The sequence below is a fragment of the Ruegeria sp. HKCCD7303 genome, from assembly GCF_013111185.1.
GTDB lineage: Bacteria > Pseudomonadota > Alphaproteobacteria > Rhodobacterales > Rhodobacteraceae > Ruegeria.
Map to the genome: position 1 here is coordinate 271,756 of NZ_WVRE01000003.1, position 24,934 is coordinate 296,689.

Below are 24,934 nucleotides of genomic sequence, written 5' to 3' on the forward strand. Positions count from 1 at the left end.
GATCGCTCCGTTACTCGCCAGTGTTGAAGGCGACGCGTTGACCAACGCTGACTCGCTGCGGCCCCTGATCGATTAGGACTGTGCCTTCCGGAAACACGCCACGCACAAAGACACGGTCGTCTTCGGCATGCAGCACTTCGACCGCCGCTAGCCGCACAGTCTTTTGCGCGTCGGCAACAAGCAGGGTCCATTGCCCGCGCGTTCCTTCCTTCAGTGAAGTTGTGGACACCCAGGTTCCCGCACTTTGGACAGGTTCGAGTATATGCAAACGTGCGGTTTGTCCAAAAGCAACGTCCGGCGCTTTCTTCAGGTCGAACAGCGCGGTTCGGGTTCGGGTCACCGGGTCAATATCGGGCCGCAAAGTTGCAAGCTCAGCCCTATATCTTTGACCTGCTATTTCGATCTCAACATCAGTCAGCAGCGCCGGATCAACATCGAGAGGAACACCGATCCGAACCTGCGGCGACTCGACCTCGACCATACCCAGAACCAGCTCGCCTGAGCGCAGAGTTTCTCTACCGTCCACGTTTCGAGCGGTTATCTGACCGGCAAACGGAGCCTCTATAGTGGATTTCTCGATCCGAACGGTTACATCACGCAAGGCCGCATCCAGTTCGCCAATTCTGGAAAGCAATTCATCTTGTTGGGAAACCGCCTCATCTAGGCGGGCTTGACTGGTAAAGCCTTGCTCGATGAGTTTAGCGTTTCGCTCGACCGTTTTCTTGGCAAATGCAAGCTGAGCTGCAATGGCATCACGTGACGCTGTGAGACGGTCGCGTTCGACCTCCAACAGAGCGACGTCCAATGTTGCGAGAAGCTGGCCCTTAGCGACCTCGTCTCCTTCATCCACCAGGATTTGGTCAAGCGTGCCATTCAATTCGAAAGAGATATCCGCTGAACGTTGAGGTTCGACTTGTCCGATGAATACACGTCCGACCGTGTAAGCGCTCTCCGACGTGATCAGCGTTGCGGAAACCGGGGTCACTGCGGCCGCTTCCGGTGAGGGAACAGCATCTGCCCTGCGAGTGAGTTCGGACGCGCCGAAGTAAACGGCGGCCGCTGCAACGGCTATGAAACCGACGGTCACGCCGAGACGCGTAGTGCCGCGCAGCAAAAGCGCAAATAGGTTCGGTTTGACCAATTCAGTAGATGAATTTGCAGGATTCGGCATTTGGAAACCTCATAAAGTTAGCGTCTCTAACATATGTTAGAAGTTCTTACTTTGACAAGGGGTACGTGATCTGGCACATCTTGGATCATGAGCAGCACAGAAAAAAATCACTCAACAACCGTCCAGGCGACCGGTCATTCAATGAGCAAGAAGGCTTACCATCACGGCGATCTCCGTGCTGCGCTGATCGAAGCAACCCGACAGTTGGTTGAAGAGAAAGGACCTGACAGTTTTTCCGTATCTGAGGCGTGCAGACGCGCGGGCGTCTCGACTGCGGCACCGTACAAGCACTTCAAAGACAAGACAGAAATGCTGGTCGCCACTGTCCTTGAGGGAATGGATCGGCACCGAGACAAAATGCTTGCCGCACTGGAAGGCGTTCCTGAAGGATCTCCCGACCGCATTACCGCCATCGGGATGGAGTATATTGCCTTCGCTTTAAATGAGCCCGGAATCTTCAGGCTGAAATTTGGCGGCTTCACAGACCGCATCGCGGATCCCCGGCTGGAGGAAGGCGGCCAGCAAAGCTTTGCGATTCTGCTAGCTGAGGTTGCAAAGTGTCTCGGCGAACCGGGAATCACAGACGAAGTTCGCCGCCGCGGTTTTTTGCTATGGAGTTTCGTGCACGGGCTGTCGTTCATTCTGCATGACAAAGGACTTGCGGATAAAGGAGGAGAGTTCGATTTGCGTACTCTTCTCGAGGACGTTTCGGAAAGAATGCTCAGATGATCGTTCTCGGGACAAAACAAACACGACCCACCTTTGATGGCGGACAAACCCAAGCATTAGATCGCCTGCACCTATTCGACTGCTTTGGTTCAGGCAAATAACACTCTCCGGAAGCGCAGCGAATGTCCGCTATCCGAAATGCAAGGTCTATTCGTGAATGTCGCCTTCGTAATGAGCTAGTAGTAGCAGATATGGTGTACCGTAGAATCTTTAGTTCAAAGCCTCCGGTTCGCAGGCTGGCGCACTTTAAGCAGACTAGTTAGCTAGGAACGTCCGCAGGCGCCAGGATCGTCATTCCCACTCGACCTGCCACGGACATGATCGCCGGAATGTCTGGTGGTGCATCTGGCGCCGGAATATCGGTCGTGCCGTCAGGCATTGCTTCACCGGCTTCAGTAAAGAAAGTGTCATGCATCGCGCCGGGGGCATTTATACAAAGTAACCGGCCAGGCCGCTCTCCGGTGCATGTAAAGGCGTGCACTGCGCCGTCCGGAACCTTAACGAAGTCACCACATTTGACGTTGACTGTCTCACCATTCAAAAAGAACTCGAAATCACCATCGAGCACATAGAAACTCTCATCTTCACCAGCATGATGATTGGGCGGTGCACCGGCACCCGGTGCCGTCTTTATCTCAACAATTGTGCAACGATCTCCAGTCTCACTGGGAAAGGCATGAAAGGTCAAAAGGTTCCCAAGTAGATGATAAATTCGCGGGCGAGATTCAGTCATTATTGCGACTCCCTTTACTTGAAACAAACTGCCCTTATGATACACATATCCACTTATGAGACAAGTGTATTATAAAGGGTTTGGAATTGGCGCCTCGTACAAATCAAATCAACCGAACGCGAGAAGTACTTCTTTCGGCTGCACGTGACCTGATGTCGGAAGGCAAGGAGGTCACGCTAGCAAAAGTCGCTGAACGCGCCAAAACCAGTCGTGCGACGGTCTATCGCTACTTTTCTGACCCAAGTGTCTTGGCTTTGGATGCGACGCTGGATCTTGACGTCACTCCCACGTCGGAACTTCTTGAGGGGCTGGATGACGTTAGGAGCCGTGTACATGTGGTCGCGCGCTACTATCTGGAATTTTCTCGGGTTAATGAGGCGCACTTCCGGCAGTTTCTGGCGGAATCACTCAAGGCATCTCTTGAGGATGGAACGGTCAAAATGCGTGGGGCCAGAAGATTAGCGGCTTTTTCGGAAGCACTTGCGCCAGTTCACCCATTGATGGAGCCGAAGGAAATTGACGACCTAGCAAAGCGATTGTCCATGACGACGGGCATGGAACAACTTGTCATTCTTGAAGACATTTTACGTGTGGACGAAGCTACTGGTTACCAACTTCAGAAAGGGTTGGTCGACGCTCTTTTGGATCGGTTCTTGCCAAAAAACTGAGGCATGATTCAGATGCCGACTTTATCCTAAAACTGCTGGCAAATAGACAACTGTTCAACCTCCGTTTTGGGCTGGTCGCCGCCCTTGGCCCCCCACACGCCAATGACAAAAAGGTCCGCAAAGTGGACATCCGTTGCGACTTGGCGAAGGACCGCTTCGAGCGCAAAGCCCACAATCGGATCCCGTGGTAAAGAACAGTAGGCAAGGCCAGTGTTCCGCGTTGTCTAGTTCGCAGGACTGACCGCGTGCAGTCGCCAAGTATTTGGAACGCCCTTCAACTCGTGCTCACCGCAGTCTTGAAACTCGAACGGCGCACCAAGCATCAGTTGCCGCGTGAGATCGGATGCCAGAACCTGTCCTTCCTTGGCTTGGCCCATCACCCGCGCTGCTATGACCACGCCAAGGCCGCTGATATCCTCACCGCGAATTTCAATCTCACCAGTGTGAGCGCCGAAGCGTGCGTTAAGGTCGATTGCAGACAATGCTTCTTTCACAGAACCAGCGCAGGCCAGCGCGTTTGTAGGAGAACTGAACGTCGCCAGCACGCCGTCGCCAGTGAATTTCACCAGATGACCACCGTGTCGAGAGATCTGGTTTGCGCAAATGTCATCGTGGCGGTTCATCAAGTTGCGCCAACTCTCATCACCGATGCGTGCTTGTTGCGAAGTGGACGCGACCAGATCTGAGAATAGAACGGTAGCAAGGGTGCGCTTGGGTTGGATCGTCGCCGGTGCTTCGCCGGTGACAAACTCGACGATTGCGGCCGAATAGCTGTCCACGTCGCCTTCCCATGGCACATGCTCGTGGCCGGGTATGGTTTTGTATTTAGTGGATGGCATCAAACGCAGAAAATCTTGGGCGCAATCAGCCCCGTTGGGTTCTTCAAATTCGCGATGTATGACCAAAGTGGGTTGTGAAATAGAAGGCAGCAATTCCCGGATATCGATCCGGGCCGCCAATTCGAACAGGTTGGCGACTGTAATAGGGGTCGCGCTCATCCTTTGGAAATGCGCCCATGCTTCGTGAGCTTCAGCATCGTCCTCACTTGGGCCGAAAGCCGAGAATGGGTGAGGTTTATAGAGCTTCCCCCAATTCTCACGGAACTGTTTCAACGCGATTTCAAGGCTTTCGGGGGTCAGGTAACCGCGAGTTAGACGGCCTTGAGCGTACCCACCACACAAAGCCAGACGTTCAACGCGCTCGGGGCGCATCGCGGCATAGACACAGGCAAGGGAGGCCCCCTCGGAAAAAGCAATGACCGTGGCTGAGGTCATTTCAGTGACATCCATCACAGCCTCTATATCCATGACGCGCTCTTCAAGGGTTGGTGTCCCCTGAATGCGATCTGACATGCCGTTGCCGCGCTTGTCGAAAGTAACCAATCTTCCCACCGAGCTGAGAGCTGTCATCCACTGCAGATAGCCCGGGTTTTCCATGGACGCTTCCAGGTGCGAAATCATTCCGGGGACCAAAACAAGATTGCGTGGCCCATCGCCCCAAACTTGATAGGCGATGGAAAGCCCGTCGCTTTCGGTGAAAAGGGTCTCCACATTGGCAGTCATGCGCCCCTCCCAGTCGTTCTTTGGCCGATGCTCCGCCCATGTTTTCAATGGTGTTCGCCGCGGGGCCAGCGCGTGATCATATTGAGGTTCGAATGGCCTATCGGTCAATGATCTCTTTGGTTGAGCGCAACGTGCGTCATGCCTTAACTGTGATAATCAGGTTAAGAAAACTAAGGGTCTGCACTTGTCCGCAAATCATTCATACAAACAAGTAGCAACGAACGATCGCTTCGAGTCCTGAGCAGTCATTCTAAAATTCAAATTTGATTGTCATGGATCAAGGCGCCGAAACTATTTGTACCTCAATCTTCTCCAATCCAAAAGTAATTGGGAGGGGATTACTAATGACGACCCGACGTGATTTCATGAAAACCGTTCCGGCGATGGGAGCCGCTTTTGCCGTCGCGCCAACGTTCCTTTCAGAGGAAGGTTCCGCGCAAGCTCAGAGCGCCACACCTGCCGAAGGGCACTTTCATCCAAAAGGCAAAGCACCTTCCGAGCACACTTTGAAAATCCTCGCCGAAGCGCGGGAGGCGCTGCCGTTCTCAGATACCCGAGATTTCGACGAGCAGGCTCGTGGTTTTATCGCGGCAATGCCCGAAGACGAGATAATGGCGGATGCGGGCAACATTGCTTGGGACATGGCGAGCTTCCGCTTTTTCGACGAGGACAAGGACTGGCCCAGCATTCACCCTTCTTTGCAGCGTGTCTCACGGCTCAATCAGAACTATGGCCTCTATGAGGTGGTACCAGGCATATATCAGGTGCGCGGATTGGATTTATCCGATGTTTCCTTCGTACGTGGTGACAACGGATGGATTGTCATCGATCCGCTTCTCACGACTGAGCCCGCTCGCGCAGCGTGGAACCTTTTTCAAGAACATGTCGGTGATGGCCTTCCAGTCACAGCCGTTATCTATTCGCATTCACATGGAGATCACTGGGGGGGCGTCCGCGGGATAGTTGACGAAGCCGACGTACGCGCGGGCAAGGTAGAAATTATCGCACCACGCGACTTCATGCAGTTCACAATTTCTGAAAACGTCTACGCTGGTAACGCGATGAACCGCCGCTTGTCCTACCAGTATGGACAACAGCTTCCTATTAACCCGTTTGGCTTTGCCGGTCAGGGTCTAGGGCATCGCGTTTCGCTGGGCGCTCTTGGGCTGATCGCGCCGACAAAGATAATCGAAGAAGACATCGAATACATCGACGTCGATGGCGTGCGAATGGTCTTCCAAAACACACCGGGCACTGAAGCGCCTTCTAATATGAATACGTACATTCCTGATATGAAGGCCCTCTGGATGGCCGAGAATATTACCGGCACATTGCACAACATTTACACCCTACGCGGCGCGCCGGTGCGTGATCCGCTGCGCTGGTCTAAGTACATCTCGCGTGCGTTGCACCTATTTGGCGAAGAAGCAGAGGTGATGTTCCAATCGCACCATTGGCCTCGTTGGGGCAACGACCGCATTCAAGAGATCATGCGGGCGCAGCGCGATATGTACGCGCATTTCAATAATCAGGTGCTGCACTTTGCCAATCAGGGCGTAACGATCAACCAGATCCAGAACGTCTACGAGATGCCCAAAAGCTTGCAGAACGAATGGCATTGCCGCGGCTATCACGGCTCGCCCGAGCACAACAGCCGAGGGGTAATCCAGCGGTACCTCGGGTTTTGGGATGCCAATCCCGCGACACTTATCCCGCCGTCTCCGGAAGACTCAGCGCCGCTCTATGTCGAGATGATGGGCGGATCGGACAAGATCATGGCCAAAGGGCAGGAACTTTTTGGTGCGGGCGAGTACAAGATGGCCGTCGAAATCCTGAACAGGCTTTTTCTGGCTGAAAATGATAATCAGCTAGCTCGTGATCTCTTGGCAGATTGCTATGAACAGCTTGGCTACCAACAAGAAAATCCCGGATTGCGGAATAGCTTCTTGTCGGGTGCTTATGAATTACGCTCCGGCATCTCAGATGCGCCGGTGCTTAGCTCGACCAGCCCCGACGTAATCCGCGCAATGTCCACCGAGCTGTTCCTGAACTACCTCGGCATCAAGATGGACAGCCGCAAAGCCGAAGGCATGCGGTTCACCATCAACTTGGTCACACCGGACAATGGAGAGAAGTTCATCATCGAACTGGAAAATGCCACCCTGACCAACATCGAGGGGTATCAAGCGAATGATCCGGACCTGACGCTTGTGATCAATCGCTCAGACCTCGAAATGACGATGATGGGTGCGGTAGAGCTGGAGCAGCAGATTGCAGATGGCACTGCTAAGATTGAAGGCGATGCCAACGTTCTCTCACAACTTGCCTCAACCATGGTTGACTTTGACCCATTGTTCGAGATCTTGCCCGGCACCGCGGCTGGGGAGGCCCAAGTCGTGGCGTCCAATGCGTATGAGGCTGTTCCCGGCGCGACAATCCCTGAATAACTCAGCTTAAGGCAAGGTGGACTATGTCACCTTGCCTCAATTTCCCTGTCTTTTGGAAATGACTAATTTCGAACGGTAGCTTTGTCCGCTTAGCAGGCATTCATTGAATTCTGCCGAACGACCGCTTCGAGCCCGACGTAACCGTGCGTTTCAAGGCCGCTAACAAGAGGGTCAAATGTCTTTAACTTGTCGGCATTTCTTCGACTCACGTGTTGAATCGGTGTAACGCACCTTCGAAACGTCCGAATAGATGGCCTGGGTTTCCAAGCAAATCTCGGTCACGGTAGACAGCTTGTTGGGGGCCGGAAAGCGGACGAGTGCAGAACGCAAGTGAACGTTTAGGGCTTTGCATTTTGCCCCGTTGGCTGACCGCAGGTAGGACAGTGATCGAACTGTGATATCGCTTCGGTGTGCACGCGGTTTCGGATATGATCTGCAGCGCGGCGCGACAGACCCAATTGCTTGCGAACAGCGTCAATTTCCTTCTCATCAGCCTCGCAGATATCGCCATCTTCCAGTGCTTTTCGAAATTCGAGCTCCAAGCTCGCACGTCGGCGGTGTAACTGGTCGTTTAGCCCGCTGGCGATGATACCTGCCGGCAATGCCGCCATTCCAATGCCAATCACTGTGATCGCAGCACCGAAGATCTTTCCGGCCACAGTAACAGGTGTCACGTCGCCATAGCCAACGGTCGTCAGCGTTGCCATGGCCCACCACATAGCCGCGGGGATGGAGCCAAACGCTTCTGGCTGCGCCTCGTGCTCTGCCAGCCAAGCGCCGCTTGCGGCAAAGATCAGCATCACCATCAGGATGAAGAAACCTGCAAAAAAAGCGCCGGCCTCTTCCTCGAACACGGCAAGCAACATGCCGAGTGCGGGCGAATACCGCGTGAGCTTGAGCAGTCGAAGCATTCGAAATGTCCGAAGAAGACGCAGATCAACCGGGAAAATCAGGTAAAGCAGCGCAGGTAATATCGCTAGTAAATCGATGATGGCGATCGGCGAGACGGCCCAGGCGGCGCGCGTTTTGTAACTTGGATTTTCGGTGGCGACCCACAGCCTTGCCGCGTATTCGACCACGAAAACAAACAGAGAAAGACCCTCAAAGAGGTTCAGCGCCAGGCCCCAACGGAAATATATGGAGTCGACCGTTTCCAGGATAACGGCGGCCACGTTCAGCGTGATTAGGGCAATTAGAGCTATTTCAAGAAACCACGGACCGGTGGCCGCCCGGTCCGGGCGCTCGAGCCACCAATAGACTTTCCTTCTTAGAAAGCCTGAATTTGTCACAGCCTCACTCATGTCGAAACTTCGTCCAGGCGCGTGTCAAGGGGATTGCGATTTGCGATAGCAAAGCGGTCCCCCAAATAAGATTGCCAACCAATGAGGGGACATGTGGGACGACATAGAAACAGGCAATAGCCAGAACAATCCCAAACACCCGTACATCCCAACGGCCGAAATCCGATGCCAAACGGTGTTCTGTGACGCTCTGAAGCACCCAAAGCATTGCGATATAACCAGCAAGACCGAAACAGCCAATGGCGGCATATTCGGTTGGATATGGTTCCCAAAATCCGACTTTGACCTCGGCAGCAAGAGCGACGCCGACCATGACGCCGCAAAGCATCAAGATCAGATGCGCAAGCCACCAGATGACCAATGTCGACACCTTTTTGTCCTTTGGTTTGGCATTGCCGACAAAGTCGAAATAGATCCAGCACATGACGAACATCGACACACCACCGATGACAAAATTGACCAGCACGTCGGGCGAAACTTTGTAGATGCCTTTCTCGGACAGGGTGACAACCAGTTTGAAGAACCCTTCGCCCAAAACGATCAGTGTCAGCAGAGCAAACCGTTCGGCCATGTGGCCAAGGCGGGGAACGAACCGCTCAAAACGCAGGACGGTGACACCGGGGATCATGTACATTGCCTGCGTGGCCACCATAGCTGCCGCGAATACCCAATAGGCAAGCGGAGTGGGCAAAAAAGCCGCGATGGCAAAGATTACCGCAAAGACCGAGAAATTGCGGATCTGGGCCGTCGACATCGACTCGCCTGAAGAATTGGCCCGCCGGGCTCGATAGTACAGCGCCGCGATCATGGCCCTGTTCGCGGCAAATCCTAACGCGAAGAAAACCCAACCCTTTCCGTCAATAGCCGGGATCGCCGCTGCCATAAACATCACGGTACAGATCATTACGGACATGATCAGGCGATGCCAAAAATCCGTACTGACGTAGATCGAGTTGAATATGCTGAGTTCGCCCCACGCGTACCAGAGCGTGATGAACACCCCGGCGAACACAAGAAACCCATGCAGATCGAGATGATGCGAAAGGTAATTGCCCAGCAGAAAGATCGTCACGACATGGATCAGGTCATAGAACAGCTCGGCCCAGTGGACATGATCATGTGCGTGGTCAAGGTCCCGGTGATGTTGGGGCTTTCGCCACATGGGGTGGTCATGCAGTGCCATAAATTAGAACTCTTCAAGGTTGAAAGGCTGTAGTGGCCGACATGCAGCCACCCCGACTGAATTTTTTCTATAACGGAAGGTTGTCGCGGAGACCTACGTCATGCAACCCCCACAATGGTTGTTCAGCGAGGGCATGCCGGGAAACATCCGTCCGTTCGTGGATTTTTTGTGCCGGAAGGACACGGCATTCACGGGTGTCACGCGGCCCTGTCGTCTCGTAGTTGCAGCAGGATGCGGGTGTAGTTTTCTACGCCCTGCGCGCCGGTCACAAGGTGGCGTTGGTCGAACATCATTGCGGGCACGCCTCGAACACCTTGGTTGATCCAGATTTGCTCTTTCTGGCGCACGTGATTGGCCCGATCTTGGCTTTGCAACATGTCCAGCGCATCCGCGCGGTTCAGCCCGATGCCAGCAGCCGCGCCGGCCAGAACCTGTATGTCCGAGACATTTTCGCGGCGTGTAAAGAACGCCGAAAAAAGGGCCTGCTTCATTTCGTGGCCCTTGCCTTGCTCGGCGGCCCAGTCAATCAATTGATGCGCGCGGAAGGTGTTATATATCCGCATGTCATCGGCGTAATTGAACGTGAACCCCAGTGCTGCGCCCATCTCGGTCAGGCGGGCTCGTGCCTGGATCGACCCTTCCAACGTGGTCCCGTATTTCGATGCCAGATGGTCGCGCAGGTTCTCTCCGCGTTCTGCCATCTGAGGATTCAGCTCGAACGGGTGCCAGCGGATATCCAGTTCGACGCCGGTGTCGCGTGCGGCCTTGGCGAGCTGGTGGTAGCCAATCACACACCACGGACAAACAACGTCTGACACGACATCGACACGGAAAGAGGGCGCATCTGGCACGGTTCAGGTTCCTTTCACATCTCCGGAAAAACGCGCCGCGTTTTCCTTGGCAAAGGCGCTGGCATCCGCGTTAGCATCCCAGAACTGTGGGTTGGCCTTGGGGATGGTCAGCGCTCTCTGCACAGCGGGCCGGGCATCGATACGGTCAAACCAGGCGTTCAGATGCGGAAGGTCCGACACATCCACCCGGGCCCAGACATAGGCACGCGCCCACGGGTACAGCATCATGTCAGCGATGGTGTATTCGTCCGCTGCAATCCATTCACGCCCGTCCAGCCGTGTGTTCATCACCTCCATCAATCGGCGGCTTTCGTCCACGTAGCGACGGATCGAGAAGGGCTCTTCGTGGCCATTTGGCGCGGCGATATGCTGGAAATACATCGCCTGTCCCATCATCGGCCCCACATGGCTGACCTGAAACAGCATCCACTGCACAACCTCGGACCGCTTGACCGGGTCCGACGGCAGGAATTTTCCATATTTCTCGGCCAGATGCCACAGGATCGCACCGGATTCGAAGATGGCACGGCCTTCCGAACGGTCCTCAATCGTTGGGATCTTTCCGTTTGGGTTCAGCGCCAGGTAATCCGGCGCCTTCTGTTCCTGTTTGGAAAAGTTGATATGGGTCAGGTCGTAGGGGATACCTGCCTCTTCCAGAAAAATGACCGGCTTGTAGCCGTTCATCGTGCCTGCGGTATACAGGTGAATATCAGGCTGGGACATGTTCAACCTCGACAAAAGTGGATTTCAGATGCGCGTCAAATCGAGCGAAATCGGCCTCGATTTCGGGGTTCTTCATAACATCGAATGCCGCGAATGTCGGTAGGGCCTGCATACCGAAGAACTTGGCGTTCAGATGCATCGGGCGCAGCAGATCGTCAACGCTTGCTCCGGCAAAGAACGGCTCGGCGGGGTTGTCGAATGCTTCTTTCGGCGCATTAAATGTCACCGACAGCATGTATGTCTTGCTGTGCAGTGATCCACCCATGCCGTAGTTGGCTTTTGGTGCGTCGGCGGTGCGACCGTCGCCAGCGCATAAGCGGCCATCCATTCCGGCTGTGTAGACCTCATCCATATATTTTTTGAAGATCCATGGGACGCCCATCCAGTTTACCGGGAACTGCATGATGACCGTATCTGCCCAAACATGCGCCTCGACCTCTGAATTTGCGTCATAGCCATCAGCAACGGTGGTCATGCGTACTTCGTGGCCCATTGCGGCCAACGTTCTGCGTGCGCGTTCGACGAGGCTGGCGTTCAACTGTCCGGGGGCGAATTCGTAGGGCTGGGTGCCGTTCACGATGAGGATTTTACTCATGTCCATATCCTATATGTGCACTGTGTGAACCCCTTGACGTAGGAGGGGGTCGGGAGCATTTGAGTATTGAGGTGTGGAAAATCAACCAGTATACTTTTAGTAACCTTAAAAAATAAGGGGAAGGATAACGATGCGGGCGCGGGTGGACGAAGATGTGAAAGGGCGCCGAATTGTGACAGAGGCCTGCCAGGAGCCATGCGCAATTGAACGGGGCATGCGGATCATCGGTGGTAAATGGACCGGGTCCATCCTATGGCACCTGAAGGATCGTCCGGTGCGTTTCAACGATCTTGCTCGGTTGCTGGGTGGGGCCAGTAAAAAGATGATTGCCGAGCGGCTGCGCCAGCTAGAGGATCAGGGGTTGGTGAGCCGACACGTGATGGATACCGCGCCGGTTTCCGTGCAGTATTCTATCACTGACCTTGGCCGCACGGCACTTGGGTTTCTCGACGAATTGCGAAAGTGGAGCGAGGAATTGCCTAACGGCTTAAAGTGATGACTTTAGTCCGTGTTCAATGATCTGAAAGTCAGAGTTTTTCTGACCGCGTACCGAACGAGGTTTTCACCAATCTGAGGATGAAGTGACAAGGTTACTTAGAAAAGCAATCCAAGGGTTTGTTTTCCCCAAGAAAGTAGTGCGAATAAATTTCTGCGGGCCGCTCAGTGCCATTTGAACCGACAGGTGACGTAACAGCTGTCCCGCAGGCCACGAGTTTTGTTGAACCAAGTTCTGGCATCCTCAGCGAATGGCTGCTTTGCCAAGTAAACGGCAGCGAAAGCCAGTCGATATGCATTGCGATTTCCAATCTGTCCGCAAAGTGGTCGTCCATGCCAAGTGCAGCGAATGACAGCGTTGGAGTCCAAAGGCGACTTAGGTGATGAGCGCAGCATGTGTCGTTTAGGGCGGAAAGCGGGGGGTCGCTGCGCGCGCGGAATGACATGGTTCCAGCTGTCAAAGCTGGCCTTCGAATTGGATCTTCTATGGAAGTGCATTTGAATACCCCAGAACCAACAAGTTGCCCAAATGAAAAAACAATGAGTCGTTCCAATGCACCACCGCGGTGTTCACGGCAGCTTTCTTTGATAGCATGCAAGAAAACTGAGCAAATATTCCGCTACACGCAAAAATGAGCTGAGAAATTGGGCGAACCGGCAGTCCGATGACTGCATTCAATGACCTTGTAATTGCGATCAATGAGTCTTGGGCTCACTTGAGTTTCTATGAAACAACACCTGACTGTCGTTGTAGTAGAGCAGAATCAAGATCGTGCTTTTGCAATAGTAGATGCCTTAAAAGAGTCCGGTGACGTAGAGGTTTTTGTGATCGGCAACGTCTCTGGGCTGGCACGCAAAATCGCAACGCATGGCCCAGACATTGTCCTCATTGATATCGACAATCCCTCGCGCGATATGCTGGAAGAGCTGACCGTTGCGTCGGGTCCATTGGAACGTCCAGTAGCTATGTTCGTCTCGGGCGCAGCGGGCGGATTGGCGAAAGCCGCTGTTGAGGCTGGGGTGTCAGCCTATGTGGTCGACGGATTGCAGGCCGAACGCATCAAACCTGTGATCGATACGGCTATCGCCCGCTTTCAGGTCCTACGCCAAATGCGGACCGAACTGGCCGAAACCCGCCGTGCGCTGGAAGAGAGAAAAGTGATCGACCGTGCCAAAGGGCTGTTGATGAAAGCAAAGGGCGTGTCAGAGGACGAAGCCTATGCCCTGCTGCGCAAAACCGCGATGAACCAGAACCGCCGGGTCGCAGATGTGGCAGAAGCTCTGGTCACTGCTTCGGGGTTGTTATCATGAGAACCGTAACTCTGCCTGTTGCCTACATGCCCTTGGTCGACGCGGCCCCGCTGATCGTTGCGCGCGAGATGGGGTTTGATCATGCAGAAGGGATTTCGCTGGATATGCGTCCAGCTCCGTCATGGTCATCTCTGCGAGATATGCTTGCCTTTGGGCATGTGGATGCCGCGCATCTGCTTTCACCGGTCCCTGTTGCGATGGCCTTGGGTCTTGGTGGCATTGCGACACCTTTATCTGCTGTGTCCGTCCTGTCACTGAATGGCAATGTTATAGGCGTTGGAACTCGACTGGCTGGGCGGTTAACCGACCAAGGCTACGGCTTCGATTTCTCAGATGCCGCTGCGGCTGGGTCCGCGTTGGCAAAAGCCACCGGTGACGTGTTGGTCTTTGGTGTGCCTTTTCCATTTTCCATGCACGTCGAATTGTTGCGCTATTGGGTTGCGGGAACCGAGTTGGCCTCGAAACAGGTCGAAATCCGCACCGTCCCGCCGCCATTGATGGCGCAGGCCCTTGCCGGTGGCGAGATCGATGCGTTCTGCGTGGGCGAGCCGTGGGGCTCTTACGCCGCGGACGATAATGTTGGTGCACTGTTGCTACCGGGTAAAGCGATTTGGACCTGCGCACCGGAAAAGGTGCTGGCGGTCCGAAACGATTGGGCAGAGACCGAACCGCACCTGCTGGGTAGCCTCATGCGCGCGGTTTGGAAAGCCGGGCGCTGGCTGTCGAAGGCCGACAGCCGGACCACCACGTCCGAAATGTTGTCGCGCAAGGCATACCTCAACGTGTCACCGGAACTGATTGACCGCGCCCTTATGGGAGAGTTCACCATCTCGGCGAGCGGTGAGCAGCGACAGGTGGACGGTTTTGTTGAATTCTTTGACGGTGCCGCGAGTTTCCCATGGCGCAGTCAGGCCAAGTGGATCGCGCATCAACTGGCGAAACGGAATGGGATCGATGTTAGCACTGCCGAACGTCAGGCCGCCCGAGTCTTTCGCAGCGATCTGTATCGACGCGAGCTTGTCGGCTTGGGTGTCGAAACTCCCGGCGCGTCGGAGAAGCTCGAAGGTGCGCTGCCCGAGTCGACCGCGGTGGCCTCGGTAAACGGAAGCCTGATTCTGCCGCCCAATGTTTTTTTCGACCGTCGCATTTTCGAGCCCGCTGGTTGAGAGTGCCTAATTTTTTTGCAATGCAGCATGAATTCATGCCGCATCGCAGAAAATTCGCATCCTGATGCCCAAAAGCGGATGACGGCCCGGTTCAGGGATGCCTAAATCAGGACATCGGCAGGCAACGACGCCCACCGACAGAATTCGCCCAAAGTATTGGGCACCTCACGAGAGCAAAGCCGCTCGACCAACTGCCAACTCCTCCTGGCGGTGTGTGTCGGCGGTTTTTTTTGTTTGCCCAAGGGGTTGGGCTAAACCGAAAGGGATCGATATGAAAAAGCTTCTTCTGAGCCTCGCAGCGTCTACAGCGATTGTATCTCCGGCATTGGCTGAATTGGAACTGGAAAAAGACGAACTGACCTTTGGCTTTATCAAACTGACCGATATGGCGCCGCTGGCCGTGGCCTATGAGAACGGTTATTTTCTGGACGAGGGCCTTTTCGTCACGCTTGAGGCGCAGGCCAACTGGAAAGTACTGCTGGATGGCGTGATCGACGGCCAGTTAGATGGCGCGCATATGCTGGCCGGTCAACCGCTGGCGGCCACTATTGGCTACGGGACCGAAGCCCATATCATCACACCGTTTTCGATGGACCTGAACGGCAACGGCATTACCGTCTCGAACGAGATTTGGGAAGAAATGAAGCCCCACATCCCAAAGATGGATGACGGCCGCCCGCAACACCCTATCAGCGCCGAGGCTCTGGCCCCGGTGGTTGAGAAATACAAATCCGAAGGAAAGCCGTTCAACATGGGCATGGTCTTCCCGGTTTCGACCCACAATTACGAGTTGCGCTATTGGCTTGCCGCCGGTGGTCTGCACCCGGGGTATTACAGCCCCGAAAACGTGACCGGTCAGATTGGCGCGGATGTGTTCCTGTCCGTGACGCCTCCACCGCAAATGCCTGCCACGTTGGAGGCCGGCACGATCTACGGTTACTGCGTGGGTGAACCGTGGAACCAGCAGGCTGTTTTCAAGGGTATCGGTGTACCGGTGATCACGGACTATGAGCTGTGGAAGAACAACCCTGAAAAGGTGTTTGGCATCACTGCCGAGTTCGCCAATGAGTATCCCAACACCACGTTGGCCGTGACCAAGGCTTTGATCCGCGCCGCGATGTGGCTGGATGAAAACGAAAACGCCAACCGCCCTGAAGCGGTCGAAATCCTGAGCCGCCCGGAATATGTGGGCGCGGATTACGACGTCATCGCCAACTCGATGACCGGCACCTTTGAATATGAAAAAGGTGACAAACGCGAGGTTCCCGATTTCAACGTGTTCTTCCGCTACAATGCGACCTATCCCTTCTATTCGGACGCGGTCTGGTACCTGACCCAGATGCGCCGCTGGGGTCAGATCGCCGACGCCAAGCCAGACAGCTGGTATGACGAGGTTGCTAAGTCCGTCTACAAGCCAGAAATCTATCTGGAGGCCGCGCGCCTGCTGGTCGAGGAAGGCCTTGCGAATGAAGCCGACTTTCCCTGGGAAAGCGATGGTTACAAAGCGCCGACCCCGGCAGAGGATATCATCGACGGCATCGCCTATGACGGTCGTACCCCCAACGCCTATCTCGAAAGCCTGTCCATCGGTCTGAAAGGCGATCAGAAGATCGTCGGCTCGGACGTACAAGGCTAAGCCCGAAGCGCCGCGCCCGGCCAGCGCTGGGTGCGGATTCCAAAGTGCCCCGCCATCGCAAGGACACATCAGATGACAACGGTCGATCCCGAATTCAACGCTGACGCAGCCCGAGAGGAACGTCGCGCCCGCCTTTTCACCCGCATCAACGCGGCCGACAAATGGTTCCAAGTGCTGGGCCTCAGCTGGGCCACGCCTGTTCTGAAAGCCGCCGCCGGGGACAACCCGCGCGCCCAGATGACCGAGATATGGCGTCTTCTGGTCGTCCCCCTGCTGTCGATCTGTGCCTTCCTGCTTCTGTGGGCGACACTGGCCCCGAAAGTGCAGACCTCTCTGGGTGCAGTCCCCGGACCGGCTCAGGTCTGGGAAGAAATGATCAACCTCAACGAGGACGCACAAGCGAAGGCTGCCAAACGCGCCAAGTTTGAGGCTATGGTAGAGAAACGAAACCAGAAGCTGATCGATGCGGGCCGGGCGGATGAGGTCAAGCAAGTCGCCTATACCGGTGCGCCGTCCTACTACCAGCAAATCTGGACCTCGATCAAAACCGTGTTCTTCGGGTTCCTGATCGCGACCGTTGTAGCCGTACCTTTGGGGATCGCCGCTGGTTTGTCCCCAACTGCGAATGCGGCTCTGAACCCACTGATCCAGATCTTCAAGCCGGTCTCGCCGCTGGCATGGCTGCCGATTGTGACCATGATCGTCTCGGCGGTTTACGTCACCAATGACGGCTGGTTCGCGAAATCCTTCCTGATCTCGGCCATCACTGTGACGCTCTGTTCGTTGTGGCCGACCCTGATCAATACCGCACTGGGCGTGGCGTCCATCGACAAGGACCTGGTGAACGTCTCCAAAGTTCTGAAAATGAACACTTATACCAAGATCACCAAGCTGGTGCTGCCCTCGGCCTTGCCTTTGATCTTTACCGGTTTGCGCCTGTCACTTGGCGTAGGCTGGATGGTCTTGATCGCAGCCGAGATGCTGGCTCAGAACCCCGGACTGGGCAAATTCGTCTGGGATGAATTCCAGAACGGCTCGTCCAGCTCGCTCGCCAAGATTATGGTTGCGGTCTTCACCATCGGCATCATCGGTTTCCTGCTGGACCGGGTGATGTACGCGCTGCAATCCCTGTTTACCTTCACGAACAATCGGTGAGCGCGATGAGTATTCTGAGCTTTAAAGGCGCCTCGAAATCCTTTGGTGAAGGCACAGCGCGCACCGATGTATTGAAAGGCATTGATCTGGACGTGCAACAGGGCGAATTTCTGGTGATCCTCGGGTTTTCGGGCACCGGTAAAACGACCCTGATCAACTTGATGGCCGGTTTGGATGCCCCAACTGGCGGAGAGGTCACCTTCAAAGGTGCCCCGATCAAGGGGCCGGGCCCCGAACGCGGCGTGATCTTCCAGAACTACTCTTTGATGCCGTGGCTGACGGTCAGCGGCAATGTGGGTTTGGCAGTGGATACGGTCTTTCCCGGCCTCAGCAAGGCCGAGAAAGCCGAGAAAGTCGCGCACTACGTCAAGATGGTAGGCCTCAGCCATGCCGCCACGCGCCGCCCGGCAGAATTGTCGGGAGGGATGCGTCAGCGGGTCAACGTGGCGCGTGCCCTGTCGATGAACCCCGAAGTATTGTTGTTGGATGAACCGCTGTCGGCGCTCGACGCCCTGACCCGCGCCAATCTGGCCGATGAGATCGAAAAAATCTGGGAAGCCGACAAGAAGACCTGCGTGCTGATCACCAATGATGTGGATGAGGCGATCATTCTGGCGGACCGTATCATCGCTCTGAACCCTGATGGGACATTAGGGCAAGAGTTCCGCGTCTCGATCCCGCGCCCTCGTGAACGTGGGGCGATGAACAACGATGAGACCTTCAAACACCTGCGCGCTGAAGTCACTAAATACCTGATGGATGTGGGGATCGAGGCCAAGGTTGAAGGCTCGCGCATCTTGCCGGATGTCACCCCGATCCACGGAGTTCCAACGGCGGTCGCCGAGGCCCAAAAGGGGATGATCGAGAGCCGCTTCCTCGACTTTTCACAGCTACACAAGGTGTATCCGACGCCCAAAGGTCCTCTGACCGTAGTCGAGGATTTTGACCTGAAGATCGACAAGGGCGAGTTCATCTCGCTGATCGGCCATTCGGGTTGCGGCAAATCCACGGTTCTGACCATGGCCGCAGGGCTAAACGACATCTCCAAAGGCGCAATTAAGCTGGATGGCCGCCATGTCGAAGGGGCCGATCCTGAACGCGCCGTAGTGTTCCAATCGCCGAACTTGTTCCCTTGGCTCAGCGCCAAGGAAAACGTCGCGATCGGTGTGGATAAGGTCTACCCAAAAGCCAGCATGGCCGAGCGGCAGGATGTGGTCGAATACTATCTGGAACGCGTTGGTCTGGCCGATGCGATGGACAAATCCGCCTCTGACCTGTCAAACGGGATGAAGCAGCGCGTCGGCATCGCCCGCGCTTTTGCCCTATCTCCCAAACTCCTGTTGCTGGATGAACCTTTTGGAATGCTCGACAGCCTCACCCGCTGGGAATTGCAGGAAGTGCTGATGGAGGTCTGGTCCCGCACCAAAGTCACCGCGATCTGTGTGACCCATGATGTGGACGAGGCGATCCTGCTGGCCGACCGCGTGGTGATGATGACCAACGGCCCGCAAGCGACCATCGGCAAGATCACCAAGGTCGACCTGCCACGCCCACGCACGCGCAAAGCCTTGTTGGAGCACCCAGACTACTACGCCTTCAGGCAGGAAGTCCTCGATTTTCTGGAAGAATACGAACATGGCGCCAAACCCAAAACACCCGCCCCCAAGGCGATTGCAGCGGAGTGAAATCATGAAGCAAAGACTTGTAGTCATTGGCGCAGGTATGGCCTCGGGCCGGGTGCTGGAGCACCTGACCGACGCCGCGCCGGATGCGTTCGACATCACCCTTTTCAACGCCGAGCCGTGCGGGAACTACAACCGGATCATGCTTAGCCCGGTTCTATCGGGTGAGAAGACATACGAAGAGATCGTAACCCATGACGATGCCTGGTACGCCGCGCGTGGTATCGCTTGTCGCTTTGGTGAGAAGGTTGAGAAAATCGATCGTGAGATGAAGGTGGTCGAGGGCGATAACGGACATGTGCCTTACGACAAGCTGGTAATTGCCACCGGGTCGACCCCGTTCATGATCCCTTTGCCCGGTCATGATCTAGAAGGCGTGATTGCCTATCGCGATCTGGAAGACACCCAGCGGATGATGGGCATGGGCCCGGACAACAAGGTCGTTGTGATTGGCGGCGGTTTGTTGGGTCTCGAGGCTGCGGCGGGTATGGCCGCGCATGGAGTAGACGTCACCGTGGTCCACATCATGGGTCATCTGATGGAGCGTCAGCTGGATGAGGCCGCAGGCCATCTGTTGAAAAAGTCGCTGGAAGACAAAGGCATCAAAATCTGCCTGCAAGCGAATTCCAAGGAAGTCCTTGGGGAAGACGGCAAGGTCCGCGCTCTGTTGCTGGATGACGGGACCAAGTTGCCCTGTGATCTGCTGGTCATGGCGGTGGGCATCCGCCCCAATACGGCGCTGGCACAAGAGGCTGGTCTGGCCACCGGGCGCGGCATTCATGTGGATGACCAGATGCTGACCTCGGACACGGATGTCTATGCTGTCGGCGAATGCGTCGAACATGACGGAGAAGTCTTCGGCCTTGTTGCGCCGCTCTACGATCAAGCCAAGGTAGCAGCGCAGTCGTTGCTCGAGGAAGAGGCGGCATTCGTTCAAAAGACCCTCTCGACCAAGTTGAAAGTCACCGGTTGTGATCTGTTCAGCGCGGGGGATTTCGCGGACGGACCTGGACGTGAGGACATCGTCTTCCGCGATCCTTCACGCGGTGTCTATAAGCGCCTTGTTATCGAAGAGGATCGTCTCGTCGGCGCTGTCATGTATGGGGACACAGCCGATGGCAGTTGGTTCTTCGGCCTGATCAAAGATGGCACAAGCATAGAGGAGATGCGAGAAACGCTGATCTTCGGCCCGGCCTATCAGGGGGGCGACACCGCGGACCCTCTCTCAGCCGTTGCAGCATTGCCGCCTGAGGCGGAGATTTGCGGCTGTAACGGCGTATGCAAAAGCGAGATTGTCGAGGCGATTAATGCCGGGGCCGGCGATTTGGGCGCAGTGCGCGCAAACACCAAGGCCAGCGCGTCTTGCGGAACTTGCACGGGGCTGGTCGAACAGGTCTTGCAAGTCACTTTGGGCGACGCTTTCCAATTACCGACCGCGCAACCGATCTGCGGTTGTACCGACCTCAAGCATGAGGATGTGCGGCGTTTGATCAAGGGCCAAGAGCTGAAAAGCCAGGCCGCTGTCTGGCAGGAGCTGGGATGGAAAACGCTCGATGGCTGTCATGTCTGCCGACCGGCGATCAACTATTACCTGCTGGCCGATTGGCCACTGGAGTATCAAGACGACCCGCAAAGCCGCTTCGTCAACGAGCGCAAGCACGCCAACATCCAGAAAGACGGCACGTTCAGCGTTGTGCCGCGTATGTGGGGTGGCATAACCACCCCCGATGAATTGCGCGCTATCGCCGATGCGGCGGACAAATACGATGTACCGACCGTGAAGGTTACAGGTGGTCAGCGCATCGATTTGCTGGGCGTGAAAGGGGAAGACCTGCCTGCGATCTGGTCGGATCTGAACCAGGCCGGTCTGGTCTCGGGCCATGCCTATTCCAAGGGTCTGCGCACGGTCAAAACTTGTGTTGGAACCGATCATTGCCGGTTTGGCACGCAGGACAGCACTGGTCTGGGTATCAAGCTAGAGAAAATTCTCTGGGGGTCGTGGACGCCGCATAAGCTGAAGCTGGCCGTATCCGGCTGCCCTCGAAACTGCGCCGAGGCGACCTGTAAGGACATCGGCGTCGTCTGCGTCGACTCTGGCTATCAGATAAGCATCGGCGGGGCCGCAGGGATGGATGTCAAAGAGACCGAGTTACTCTGTCAAGTTCCCACCGAAGAAGAAGCGACCGAGGTCGTGATGGCCGTCACGCAGGCCTATCGAGAAGGCGGTAAATATCTGGATCGACTGTATAAATGGCTGGGCAAGGTGGGCATGGATTGGGTCAAAGCTCAGGTCGTCGACGACGTTGAAAACCGCGCCGCATTGGTCGCCCGGTTCGAACTGTCGCAAAGCATCTACCGAAAAGATCCATGGGCCGAACACGTCAAAGAAAAAGCGCAGACCTACGCGCCGATTGCTGATTTCACACTGGAGGCCGCTGAATGAGCTGGATCGACATTGGACATATCGACGAGGTGCCCCTACGCGGGGCGCGGTTGGTGAAAACACATATCGGCTGCATCGCAGTCTTCCGCACAGCCGAGGCGGATGTCTATGCCGCGACCAACAGCTGTCCGCACAACGGCGGTCCACTGTCTGAGGGTATCGTGCACGGGCAATCGGTGACCTGCCCTTTGCACAATTGGGTCTTCGACCTTAATACCGGCGAGGCACAGGGCGCTGATGATGGCCGCATCACCACCTATCCGGTGCGCCTTGAGGATGGCCGTATTCTACTGGACGACGGCGCGATTACCCGGCGGAGCGCAGCCTGATGGATGGAAGTGGTCTGCCCGAGGTTCGCTCGACCTGCGCCTATTGCGGGGTCGGCTGCGGTGTGCTTCTACGGCCCGATGGGGTCGGAGGTTTGACCGTTCGCGGCGATCCGGATCATCCGGCGAACTACGGTCGTTTGTGCTCGAAAGGACTGGCTTTGGGTGAAACCGTCGGGCTGGAACACCGGTTGCTGGTTCCTCGCGTCTTTGGCCAAGACACCAGTTGGGACAATGCCTTGCAATTGGTCGCAGATCGGTTCTCTGCAGCTATCAAGAAGCATGGTCCGGACAGCGTGGCTTTTTATGTTTCAGGACAGTTGCTGACCGAGGACTACTATGTTGCCAACAAGCTGACGAAAGGCTTCATGGGCTCGGCGAATATCGACACCAATTCGCGGCTTTGCATGGCTTCAACCGTGGCCGGGCACAAACGCGCCTTCGGGACAGATACAGTACCCGGAACCTATGAGGATCTGGACGAGGCTGATCTGGTTGTTTTGGTTGGCTCGAATCTCGCTTGGTGCCATCCCGTTCTTTACCAACGCGTCAAGGCTGCGCGTCAGGCGCGCGGCACGAAGATTGTTGTCGTTGATCCACGCCGAACCGCTAGCTGCGATCAAGCCGATTTGCATTTGGCATTGCAACCCGGCAGCGACGTTGCGCTATTTAACCGGTTGTTGAGCAGAATTCACCAGACCGGGCATGTGGCAGTGGATTTTCTGGATCGCAGCACTGGATTCTTCGAAGCACTCGAGCTGGCGCAGCTTGACGATTCTGACGCGACCGGGCTCAACCCCGATGAGATTGAGGCTTTTTGTGACCTGTGGATTGGGACTGAGCGCGTTGTTACGATCTTCAGTCAGGGCGTAAACCAATCCTCTTGCGGAACAGACAAGGTTAACGCGATCCTGAACTGCCATCTGGCCACCGGGCGGATCGGGCGCGCAGGGATGGGTCCGTTCTCGGTCACCGGTCAGCCTAACGCTATGGGGGGCCGAGAGGTCGGTGGCTTGGCCAACATGCTCGCATGTCACTTGGATATCGAAAACGAAGCACACAGATCAGCCGTCCAGGACTTCTGGAAGGCGCCAAAGATGCCAGAGAAGCAGGGGCTCAAAGCTGTTGACCTGTTTCGCGCTGTCGAAGGCGGTCAGATAAAAGCACTTTGGATCATCCACACTAATCCGGCGGCTACCATGCCTGATGCAGACCGAGTGATGGCGGCTATCGAAAAATGTCCATTCACAGTTGTAAGTGACCTGACTGCCCAAACAGACACCGCACGCGGTGCAGACGTTTTGTTGCCCGCTGCGGGGTGGGGCGAAAAAAGCGGTACAGTAACCAATTCAGACCGCACAATCAGCAGACAACGCGCCGTTCTGTCACCTCCGGGACAAGCACGCGCAGATTGGGATGTTATGGCCGAGGTGGGCCGCCGCATGGGGTGGGCCGAGGCATTCAGTTATGAGACACCGGCGCAGATTTTTCGAGAATTCGCAAATATGACCTCGCTTGCCGTGGCATTTGGCAAAGACCTGGACATTACAGAATTTTCGGACATTGATGACGCGGGCTACGAAGCGCTGAGCCCGACACGGTGGCCGACGACATCTTGCAAATCGGATGGTCGTTTTTTCGGTGATGCGCAATTTTTTCATCCTGATGGTAAAGCACGTTTTGTCCCTGTTACCCATCGTGCACTTCAAGCGACGACTTCTGAACAATACCCGTTTATGTTGAATACGGGACGAAACCGGGATCAGTGGCACACTATGACCCGGTCTGGGTTGTCACCCCGTCTTTCGGCCCATTTGGCCGAACCATATGTCGAGGTAAATCCGAATGATGTCGATCGGTTGGGCCTTGCTGCCGCAGATTTGGTCGAACTCAACAGCGTAGTAGGAAGCGGTATCTTTCGACTTCGCATCACAGACGCAGTCGCGCCAGGTCAAGTGTTTGCTCCTATTCACTGGACAGGTGAAACGGCGCCAACAGCCCGTGTGGATGCGCTTGTTCCAAGTGTAGTTGATCCAGTCTCTGGACAACCTGAGAGCAAGGCGGCGGCTGTTTCGGTGCGACGTGTGAATGCTTCGTGGTACGGTTTCGCCGTGTCCGTCGACGCGGCCTCACCAACGGCAGAATACTGGGCAATGAGCAAAACGGCCAAAGGTTACAGGATCGAGTTAGCAGGGAAGCAAGACATTGACGATTGGGAACACAAAGCCCGCGAGTGGTTTGGACTGCCCGATGCCGTAGTGACTTCAATCAAAGATTCCAAACGCGGCTCGCACAGGATCGCGCTGTCGGACGGAAAGCGCCTTTTGGCGGCGCTCTTCATCTCCCGCCAACCTATCACACTAATGCGAGAATATTTGGCAACTTTGCCTGAGGTCTCACTCCATCAGATTCTGTCTGGCCGGTCATCTGCTGCTTCTGAAGACTGTGGACCAATCGTCTGTTCGTGTTTTGGGGTCGGACTAAAAACCATCATCGACGCCATTCGCGACAAACGTTTGATCGATGTAGACGATATTGGAGATGCTCTTCAGGCTGGAAAGAACTGCGGTTCATGCAGGCCAGAGTTGGCTGACTTGGTCAGGGAGCATTCGAAGTTGAACCGCAATAGACCGAAGAATTGCCTGTTAGATCAATAAAGGTAGACGCGGGGTTATCAAGCAGGACTGCGGTTTGCTTTAGTTAGCATTCAAATCAAGCATGGGTTCCATTCATTCTATACCACATATCCAATTCAGC

20 protein-coding genes are annotated in these 24,934 nt (G+C 55.5%); 12 read left to right on the forward strand and 8 right to left on the reverse strand.

The window, feature by feature from the left end; genetic code table 11:
- Nucleotides 1–10 precede the first annotated feature (10 nt).
- On the reverse strand, nucleotides 11–1,171 hold the full coding sequence (locus tag GS630_RS10990) for an efflux RND transporter periplasmic adaptor subunit (RefSeq protein ID WP_171619695.1): 1,161 nt from the start codon (nucleotides 1,169–1,171) through the stop codon (nucleotides 11–13).
- 87 nt (nucleotides 1,172–1,258) lie between these two features.
- Here GS630_RS10990 and GS630_RS10995 point away from each other — a divergent pair, with 87 nt between their 5' ends.
- Entirely contained in the window at nucleotides 1,259–1,900 is a 642-nt protein-coding gene (locus GS630_RS10995) for a TetR/AcrR family transcriptional regulator (RefSeq protein ID WP_171619697.1), read from the forward strand.
- Nucleotides 1,901–2,159: 259 nt separating this feature from the next.
- On the opposite strand, the gene GS630_RS11000 is transcribed toward GS630_RS10995, so the two are convergent.
- Nucleotides 2,160–2,633 carry a cupin domain-containing protein gene (locus tag GS630_RS11000; protein WP_171619699.1) on the reverse strand — a complete coding sequence of 158 codons (474 nt, stop codon included), beginning with the start codon at nucleotides 2,631–2,633 and terminating at the stop codon, nucleotides 2,160–2,162.
- 86 nt (nucleotides 2,634–2,719) lie between these two features.
- Between GS630_RS11000 and GS630_RS11005 the strand changes: the two genes are divergently transcribed.
- On the forward strand, nucleotides 2,720–3,301 hold the full coding sequence (locus GS630_RS11005; RefSeq protein WP_256368694.1) for a TetR/AcrR family transcriptional regulator: 582 nt from the start codon (nucleotides 2,720–2,722) through the stop codon (nucleotides 3,299–3,301).
- 224 nt (nucleotides 3,302–3,525) lie between these two features.
- On the opposite strand, the gene GS630_RS11010 is transcribed toward GS630_RS11005, so the two are convergent.
- A complete protein-coding gene (locus GS630_RS11010) occupies nucleotides 3,526–4,863 on the reverse strand; it encodes an adenylate/guanylate cyclase domain-containing protein (RefSeq protein ID WP_171619703.1) in 1,338 nt (445 codons plus the stop codon).
- A gap of 344 nt (nucleotides 4,864–5,207) precedes the next feature.
- Here GS630_RS11010 and GS630_RS11015 point away from each other — a divergent pair, with 344 nt between their 5' ends.
- Nucleotides 5,208–7,310: an alkyl/aryl-sulfatase gene (locus GS630_RS11015; RefSeq protein ID WP_171236774.1), complete on the forward strand. Its 2,103-nt coding sequence runs from the start codon at nucleotides 5,208–5,210 to the stop codon at nucleotides 7,308–7,310.
- A gap of 338 nt (nucleotides 7,311–7,648) precedes the next feature.
- On the opposite strand, the gene GS630_RS11020 is transcribed toward GS630_RS11015, so the two are convergent.
- The 5 genes from GS630_RS11020 to GS630_RS11040 all read right to left on the reverse strand — a co-directional run bounded on the left by GS630_RS11020 (nucleotide 7,649) and on the right by GS630_RS11040 (nucleotide 11,963).
- Nucleotides 7,649–8,611: an ion transporter gene (locus tag GS630_RS11020; RefSeq protein ID WP_171619705.1), complete on the reverse strand. Its 963-nt coding sequence runs from the start codon at nucleotides 8,609–8,611 to the stop codon at nucleotides 7,649–7,651.
- On the reverse strand, nucleotides 8,604–9,794 hold the full coding sequence (locus tag GS630_RS11025; protein ID WP_171177655.1) for a low temperature requirement protein A: 1,191 nt from the start codon (nucleotides 9,792–9,794) through the stop codon (nucleotides 8,604–8,606). The genes GS630_RS11020 and GS630_RS11025 overlap by 8 nt, the downstream gene beginning before the upstream one ends.
- A gap of 197 nt (nucleotides 9,795–9,991) precedes the next feature.
- Nucleotides 9,992–10,645, reverse strand: a complete 654-nt coding sequence (locus GS630_RS11030) for a DsbA family oxidoreductase (RefSeq protein WP_171236762.1) — start codon at nucleotides 10,643–10,645, stop codon at nucleotides 9,992–9,994.
- A gap of 3 nt (nucleotides 10,646–10,648) precedes the next feature.
- A complete protein-coding gene (locus GS630_RS11035; protein WP_171712015.1) occupies nucleotides 10,649–11,368 on the reverse strand; it encodes a glutathione S-transferase family protein in 720 nt (239 codons plus the stop codon).
- On the reverse strand, nucleotides 11,355–11,963 hold the full coding sequence (locus GS630_RS11040; protein WP_171238207.1) for an NAD(P)H-dependent oxidoreductase: 609 nt from the start codon (nucleotides 11,961–11,963) through the stop codon (nucleotides 11,355–11,357). The genes GS630_RS11035 and GS630_RS11040 overlap by 14 nt, the downstream gene beginning before the upstream one ends.
- A gap of 130 nt (nucleotides 11,964–12,093) precedes the next feature.
- Here GS630_RS11040 and GS630_RS11045 point away from each other — a divergent pair, with 130 nt between their 5' ends.
- From GS630_RS11045 to GS630_RS11085, 9 genes are all read left to right on the forward strand, one after another.
- Nucleotides 12,094–12,459, forward strand: a complete 366-nt coding sequence (locus tag GS630_RS11045) for a helix-turn-helix domain-containing protein (RefSeq protein ID WP_171177647.1) — start codon at nucleotides 12,094–12,096, stop codon at nucleotides 12,457–12,459.
- Nucleotides 12,460–13,184: 725 nt separating this feature from the next.
- On the forward strand, nucleotides 13,185–13,769 hold the full coding sequence (locus tag GS630_RS11050; RefSeq protein WP_171177643.1) for an ANTAR domain-containing response regulator: 585 nt from the start codon (nucleotides 13,185–13,187) through the stop codon (nucleotides 13,767–13,769).
- Nucleotides 13,766–14,935 (forward strand): ABC transporter substrate-binding protein, encoded by a 1,170-nt coding sequence (locus GS630_RS11055; protein WP_171712017.1) that lies wholly within the window; start codon nucleotides 13,766–13,768, stop codon nucleotides 14,933–14,935. The genes GS630_RS11050 and GS630_RS11055 overlap by 4 nt, the downstream gene beginning before the upstream one ends.
- A gap of 271 nt (nucleotides 14,936–15,206) precedes the next feature.
- Complete coding sequence (locus GS630_RS11060; protein ID WP_171619706.1) at nucleotides 15,207–16,571, forward strand: CmpA/NrtA family ABC transporter substrate-binding protein; 1,365 nt, start codon at nucleotides 15,207–15,209, stop codon at nucleotides 16,569–16,571.
- A gap of 72 nt (nucleotides 16,572–16,643) precedes the next feature.
- The gene (locus tag GS630_RS11065; protein WP_171619708.1) at nucleotides 16,644–17,726 is read left to right on the forward strand and encodes an ABC transporter permease; all 1,083 of its coding nucleotides are present in this window, start codon (nucleotides 16,644–16,646) and stop codon (nucleotides 17,724–17,726) included.
- Between the two features lie 5 nt (nucleotides 17,727–17,731).
- Entirely contained in the window at nucleotides 17,732–19,411 is a 1,680-nt protein-coding gene (locus GS630_RS11070) for an ABC transporter ATP-binding protein (protein WP_171619710.1), read from the forward strand.
- Nucleotides 19,412–19,415: 4 nt separating this feature from the next.
- Nucleotides 19,416–21,851, forward strand: coding sequence for a nitrite reductase large subunit NirB (gene nirB / locus GS630_RS11075; protein WP_171712019.1), 2,436 nt, complete (start codon nucleotides 19,416–19,418; stop codon nucleotides 21,849–21,851).
- Nucleotides 21,848–22,180 carry a nitrite reductase small subunit NirD gene (gene nirD / locus GS630_RS11080; protein WP_171236770.1) on the forward strand — a complete coding sequence of 111 codons (333 nt, stop codon included), beginning with the start codon at nucleotides 21,848–21,850 and terminating at the stop codon, nucleotides 22,178–22,180. Before nirB ends, nirD begins: the two co-directional genes overlap by 4 nt.
- Nucleotides 22,180–24,834: a nitrate reductase gene (locus GS630_RS11085; protein WP_171619714.1), complete on the forward strand. Its 2,655-nt coding sequence runs from the start codon at nucleotides 22,180–22,182 to the stop codon at nucleotides 24,832–24,834. Before nirD ends, GS630_RS11085 begins: the two co-directional genes overlap by 1 nt.
- Nucleotides 24,835–24,934: the final 100 nt, after the last annotated feature.